General features: G+C 63.5%; 3 protein-coding genes and 1 pseudogene. 3 read left to right on the forward strand and 1 reads right to left on the reverse strand.

The window, feature by feature from the left end:
- Nucleotides 1-16: 16 nt before the first annotated feature.
- Nucleotides 17-1030, reverse strand: coding sequence for a UDP-glucose 4-epimerase GalE (gene galE / locus MUW49_RS08965; RefSeq protein ID WP_244812642.1), 1014 nt, complete (start codon nucleotides 1028-1030; stop codon nucleotides 17-19).
- 216 nt (nucleotides 1031-1246) lie between these two features.
- On the opposite strand from galE, the gene MUW49_RS08970 reads away from it, so the two are divergent.
- The 3 genes and pseudogenes from MUW49_RS08970 to MUW49_RS08980 form a co-directional block, all read left to right on the forward strand.
- A complete protein-coding gene (locus MUW49_RS08970; protein WP_244053706.1) occupies nucleotides 1247-2251 on the forward strand; it encodes a substrate-binding domain-containing protein in 1005 nt (334 codons plus the stop codon).
- A 647-nt stretch (nucleotides 2252-2898) separates the two neighbouring features.
- Nucleotides 2899-5973 (forward strand): beta-galactosidase, encoded by a 3075-nt coding sequence (locus tag MUW49_RS08975; protein WP_128273413.1) that lies wholly within the window; start codon nucleotides 2899-2901, stop codon nucleotides 5971-5973.
- Nucleotides 5974-6192: 219 nt separating this feature from the next.
- Nucleotides 6193-6345: pseudogene (locus MUW49_RS08980) on the forward strand (methyl-galactoside ABC transporter substrate-binding protein); the annotation flags it as partial.
- Nucleotides 6346-6496 lie beyond the last annotated feature (151 nt).

Consider the following 6496-nt stretch of genomic DNA (forward strand, 5'->3'; position numbering starts at 1 on the left):
AGGCGCAGGCCAGGGCCTACGCCTCGTAACCATTGGGGTTGGCGGACTGCCAGCGCCAGCTGTCGGCGCACATGGCAGCGAGATCCCGGCTGGCATGCCAGTCCAGTTCCCGAGCGGCCTTGGCGGGATCGGCCCAGCACTCGGCGATGTCGCCGGGGCGCCGTGGCCCGATCCGGTAGGGAAGGGGCCGACCGCAGGCAGCCTCGAACGCCGCGACCATCTGCAGCACGCTCTGGCCCTGGCCCGTGCCCAGGTTGTAGGCGTGGACACCGCCCCGTCCGGCGCAGTGTTCCAGAGCCTTGACGTGCCCTTCAGCGAGATCCATCACATGGATGTAGTCGCGCACCCCGGTGCCGTCGATGGTTGGGTAATCGTTACCAAAGACCGAGAGGCAGTCGCGCCGGCCGATGGCGACCTGGGTCAAAAACGGCATCAGATTGTTGGGGATGCACTGGGGATCCTCCCCCAGAGTGCCGGACTCGTGGGCGCCGACGGGGTTGAAATAGCGCAGCAGGGTCATGCTCCAGTGGGGCTCGGCCCGCTGCAGGTCCTCGAGGATCTCCTCGATGATCAGCTTGGATCGGCCGTAGGGGTTGGTGGCGCTGCGGGGGAAATCCTCCCGGATCGGGGTGCTGGCGGGATCGCCGTAGACGGTGGCCGATGAGCTGAACACCAGATTGCGTACCCCGGCCCGTTTCATCGCCTGCAGCAATACTAGGGTGCCGCTCAGATTGTTCTCGTAGTAGTCCAGCGGGATGCGGGTCGACTCGCCGACCGCCTTGAGGGCGGCGAAGTGGATCACTGCGTCGATGTGCTGCTCCCTGAAGATGCGATCCAGCAGGGCCGGGTCACGGATGTCCCCCTCGTAGAAGCGGGGCTCGCGCCCGCTGATGGCGGCGACACGGGTCAGGACGCTCGCCTTGCTGTTGCAGAGGTTGTCCACCACCACGGGCTCCATGCCTGCGGCCTGCAAGGCCAGACAGGTGTGGCTGCCGATGTAACCGCAACCGCCGGTGACCAGTACTTTCATCCGTTGTTCCACCCTCAACTCCTCTCATCAGGAAAGCCTGAGCAGGAGTCTAGCCGAGGGGCTGACGGGCAAACTGTGAGCTGCTTAACAAATATGTGTAAACGATTACACTTGTTTTCATCGACCAATGTGGCAAGTTCTGATTTTTCCCCATGTTATCAGTGACATTGAACGGTATAATGCGGCCAGTTGCAGCGTGAAATAAGTGAAAACAGCATGAGCACCATCAAGGATGTCGCCCGTTTGGCCAATGTGTCTGTGGCAACGGTTTCACGGGTGATGAACAACTCACCCAAGGCCAGTGACGCCTCCCGCGAGGTGGTGCTGAAGGCCATGGCCGAGCTGGGCTATACCCCCAACGCCAACGCGCGGGCCCTGGTCAGCCAGACCTGTGACACCATGGGAGTGGTGGTGGGGGACGTGGCGGATCCTTTCTTCGGCGCCCTGGTCAAAGGGGTCGCGGCAGTGGCGGTGGAGCAGGGCTTGCACCTATTGATGGGTAATGGTTTTCACCGCGCCCAGCAGGAGCGGGAGGCCATCGAGCTGCTCATCGGCAAACGCTGCGAGGCACTGGTGGTGCACAGCAAGGCGCTCGGCGACGAGGAGCTGGTCGACTACGCCCTGCGCGCCCCCGGCATGGTGCTGATAAACCGCGACATTCCGAGTCTGAGGGGGCGCTGCATCGCCCTCAACAACCGCCAGGGTGCGGCGACCGCCACCCGTCATCTGCTGGATCTCGGCCACCGCCATATCGCCTTCCTGAGCTCGGATCACGCCATCGAGGATGCGCTGTTGCGCCACCAGGGCTATCAGGATGCCCTGGCGGAGGCGGAGGTCTTCGCCGATCCCGAGCTGGTGGAGAGCGGCATGCCCAATGAAGAGGGGGGTGAGCGCGCCATGCTCAACCTGCTGGCCAAGGGGTTGCCCATCACGGCTGTGGTGGCCTACAACGACGCCATGGCGGCAGGGGCCATCTCCGTGCTGGCGGACAACGGCCTCAAGGTGCCGGAAGAGGTGTCTGTGGTGGGCTTCGATGACATCATCTACGCCAGATACCTGAGGCCCAAGCTCTCCACCATGCGCTATCCCATCGAGCTGATGGCGGCCCAGGCGGCCAAGCTGGCGCTGCAACTCGCCGCAGGGGAGAGCGAATCGGTGCAGAGCCGCATCTATACCCCCACCCTGATCAACCGCCATTCGGTCGCTCCCGTCAGGTCCTGATCGCAGCGCTTGCGCCCCGTCGGCGCAAGCGCTGCACCTGGCGAACCCGTACTGCAGCATATAAAGCGCCCCCATAGCTCAGACGATAGATAGCTCAGAGCATGGCTAGCGCAGACCATAAAGGACTGTCTGAGGAGTGACAACCGTCCCCTCACGCTCCCTGCCTGCCGAACTCGGCAGCTCTTCCCGCTCGTCTGTCACGAGCCCCTCTCCCCCGGCCTGCCGAGCCTCACTTCCAGCCAGATCCTGCCAGACGCTCGCCATGGCTTTTCTCTGCGCCGGGCAGGGGCTCTCGTGGCCTCTGCACACTCCTTCGAGAGGCCGGGCTGCGTGCGTGCCCGGAACCGGGTTGAGGCGCTCCAGCACCTGATGAGGCGAGGGGGCGCGATGTCGGGTCTTTGCCATGGCTTGCTCCGCTGGCTCGGCCATTGCCTCCCGGTTTCACACTCCCGGGCATCTTCTGCCCTTCCGAAGGTCCGCTTTTTCCCTCATGGGGTCATTTACCCGGATTTATCCGATTTTTACTCCGTTTTACTTAACAAAATGAGTGTAATCGTTTACATCTGTGTGAGCGGGATCGCCGATCACCGGGCAAAACTCTCCTACACTGCAGTGGTTTTCAGCGTGAATGCAGGGAGAAGTGAAGCATGCTCAGGGAGATAGTGGCCCGTCAGGATTGGCAGACCCAGGGGATCACCGCCGTGAACCGGTTGCCAGCCCATACCCCCTTGTCCAGTTGGCGCAGTGAAGGGGAAGCCAGGATGGGGGGGTTGTCACCTTCCCGCCTGCTGCTGGACGGCGAGTGGCAGTTCTCCTGGTTCGAGGCCCCGGAGCGGGTGCCGGAGCAGTGGCTGGTGGAGGATCTGCCGGATGCCTGCCCCATCAAGGTGCCGGGCAACTGGCAACTGGCTGCGGCCTATCCGGGGGCGCGGCCCGTCACGGATGTGCCCATCTACACCAACATCAAATACCCCTTTCCCTGCGACCCGCCCCGGGTGCCTGCCGAGAATCCCACCGGTTGCTACTCCCGCGAGTTCACGGTTGCTGCGGACTGGCTGGCCGAGGGGCAGACCCGGATCATCTTCGACGGGGTGGACAGCGCGTTTCACCTCTTCTGCAACGGCCGCTGGGTCGGTTACTCCCAAGACAGCCGGCTGCCGGCGGAATTCGATCTGACCCCCTTCCTTCAGGCCGGGGCCAACCGCCTCGCCGTCCTGGTGCTGCGCTGGTCTGACGGCTCCTATCTGGAAGATCAGGACATGTGGCGCATGAGCGGCATCTTCCGCTCTGTCAGCCTGCTGCACAAACCGACCCGTCATCTGATGGATATCCGGGTGACGCCCGAGCTCGACGCCTGCTACCGGGATGCCCGCCTCAAGGTTGAATTGCAGGCGGCCAACGGGGCCGGTCTGTCGGTGGAGGCCAACCTCTATGATGGCGACGAGCGGGTGGCGACCCTGCGCCAGCGGATCGGCACCCAGGCCATCGACGAGAAAGGGGTGTATGACGATCGCGCCGAGCTGTGGCTGACGATAAGGGCGCCACACAAGTGGAGCGCCGAGACCCCGCACCTCTATCGCCTGACCCTGACCCTGCTGGACGAGCAGGGAAGCATTCTCGAGAGCGAGGCCCATGACGTGGGCTTTCGGGCGGTGGAAATCCGTGGCGGCCTGCTGCGGGTCAACGGCCAACCCCTGCTCATTCGTGGCGCCAATCGCCATGAACACCATCCCGCCACGGGTCACGTGGTGACCCCGGCCGACATGGAGCAGGATCTGCTGCTGATGAAGCGGCACAACTTCAACGCGGTGCGCTGCTCCCACTATCCCAATCACCCCGAGCTCTATCGCCTGTGCGACAGGCTCGGCCTCTATGTGGTGGACGAGGCGAACCTAGAGACCCACGGCATGACCCCCATGGGGCGGCTGGCGCGGGATCCCGCCTGGAGCAACGCCTTCCTGGAGCGGGTCACCCGCATGGTGGCTAGGGACTTCAACCACCCCTGCATCATCATCTGGTCCCTGGGGAACGAATCCGGTTATGGTCCGGCCCACGACGCTATGTATCGCTGGGTGAAGGGGGCGGATCCCAGCCGCCCGGTGCAGTACGAAGGGGGCGGGGCCGACACCCCGGCCACCGACATCATCTGCCCCATGTATGCCCGTACCCACCAAGATCAACCCTTCCCGGCGGTGCCCAAGTGGGCGCTGGCCAAGTGGATCGGCCTGCCGGAAGAGACCCGGCCGCTGATCCTGTGCGAATACGCCCACGCCATGGGCAACAGCCTGGGGGGCTATGCCCATTACTGGCAGGCATTTCGCGATCATCCGCGGCTGCAGGGTGGGTTTGTCTGGGATTGGGTCGATCAGGGGCTGGATAAGCAGACCGACGATGGCCGCCATTTCTGGGCCTATGGTGGCGATTTCGGCGACACTCCCAACGATCGCCAGTTCTGCTGCAACGGCCTGCTGTTCCCCGATCGCACCCCCCATCCTTCCCTGTTTGAAGCCCGGCGTGCCCAGCAGCCCTTTGGTCTGACCCTGCAGGGTCGCCAGCCGCTGACGGTGGAGATCCGCAGCGAATACCTGTTCCGCGAGACGGACAACGAACGCCTGCTGTGGCGTCTGTGTGAAGACGGCGTGGTGGTGAGCCAGGGTGAATACCCGCTCGAGCTGGCCCCCCGGGGGAGCGTGACGCTGACCCTGCTGGAGCAATTGCCGGCCTTTGCGCCGGGGGCGCTTGCCTGGCTGGATCTCGCCATCGTGCAGCCCACCGCCACGGCCTGGGCCGGAGCGGGTCACGAGGTGGCTCGCCAGCAATGCCTGTTGCCCGCGCCCCTGGCGCTGCCGTCGGCCTGCCCGGCGGTCAGCCTGACCGAGCAGCGCGATCACTGGGTGCTTGGCGCCGCAGATTCCCTGTGGCAGCTCGACAAGGCCAGTGGTCGCATCGTCAGCTGGCAGAAGCAGGGCCGCGAGCGGCTGCGCGACGCCATCGCCGATCACTTCTATCGGGCGCCGCTCGACAACGATATCGGCACCAGCGAGGCGGATCACGCCGATCCCAACGCCTGGATTGCCCGCTGGCAGGAGGCCGGACTCAATGATCTGCAGCACCGCTGTCTCGGCCTGGAGGCGAGTCCGGAGCTGGGTCTCATCACGGCGCACCACGGCTACTTCGTGGGTGACGAGCCGAAGATCCTGACCCGCTGGCATCACAGGGTGGACGGGGAGGGCGCCATGCACCTCGCCATCGAGGTGGAGGTGGCCGCCGACATGCCCTCCCTGCCGCGCATCGGTGCCCGGCTCTGGCTGGCCGATGAACCGGCCGAAGGTGCCCCGGTGAGCTGGCTGGGGCTTGGCCCCCACGAGAATTACCCGGATCGCCGGCTCGCCGCCGATCTCGGTCGCTGGCAATTGCCCATCGAGGCGTTGCACACCCCTTATGTCTTCCCCACCGACAACGGACTGCGCTGCGATACCCGCGCACTGCAACTGGGGGATCTGGTGGTGGAGGGGCGCTTCCACTTCAGTGTCAGCCGCTACAGTCAGCAGCAGCTGACCGAAGCCCGTCACCAGACCGATCTGGTGGCTCTGGGGGGCACGCACCTGTGCCTCGATGGCTTCCACATGGGGGTGGGAGGCGACGACTCCTGGAGCCAGAGCGTGCGGCCCGAGTTCTGGCTGTTGCCGGGTTGTTATCAGTGGCACTGCCGTCTGAGCTAGCCGGACCCGCCGTCGCGAGATGGCGAGACCCAAAGGCAGTTTCTCACGTAACTATTTAATTTTTAACAATATTACGGCTATGTAACAGAGTGTAAACGTTTTCATTTTGTTGCCAGGATCACAGACCGCCTCACAACAAACTGATTACATTAGGCTGGCGCCAGCTCAAACGGTGTACAGCATTCCCTACAAAAAACAGATAGAGATCGGAGCATAACAATGAAAAAACTCACGACAGTTGCCACCTTGCTGATGGGACTGATGGCGGGAGCCCAAGCCCAGGCCGATACCCGTATCGGGGTCACCGTCTACAAGTACGACGACAACTTCATGGCCGTGGTACGCAAGGCCATCGAGAAAGAAGCGGCGGCCACCCCCAGGGCGGGATCGCACTTTGTTAATGAAATTTGAACAGGCAGATCGTCTGTGATCTAATCGCGTCTCCATGCAGGAGGCACGCGCTATGACGTTGATTGAACACCTTACCCTTGTCGAAGAAACTCGCTCTGAGATCAATCGTAAA

This window comes from Aeromonas sp. LsrichE-8G (assembly GCF_022869435.1).
GTDB lineage: Bacteria > Pseudomonadota > Gammaproteobacteria > Enterobacterales > Aeromonadaceae > Aeromonas > Aeromonas caviae.

Bases quoted from the DNA above. Each gene is read 5' to 3' on its own strand.
- galE (WP_244812642.1), bottom strand. From the start codon at position 1,030: ATGAAAGTACTGGTCACCGGCGGTTGCGGTTACATCGGCAGCCACACC.
- MUW49_RS08970 (WP_244053706.1), top strand. From the start codon at position 1,247: ATGAGCACCATCAAGGATGTCGCCCGTTTGGCCAATGTGTCTGTGGCA.
- MUW49_RS08975 (WP_128273413.1), top strand. From the start codon at position 2,899: ATGCTCAGGGAGATAGTGGCCCGTCAGGATTGGCAGACCCAGGGGATC.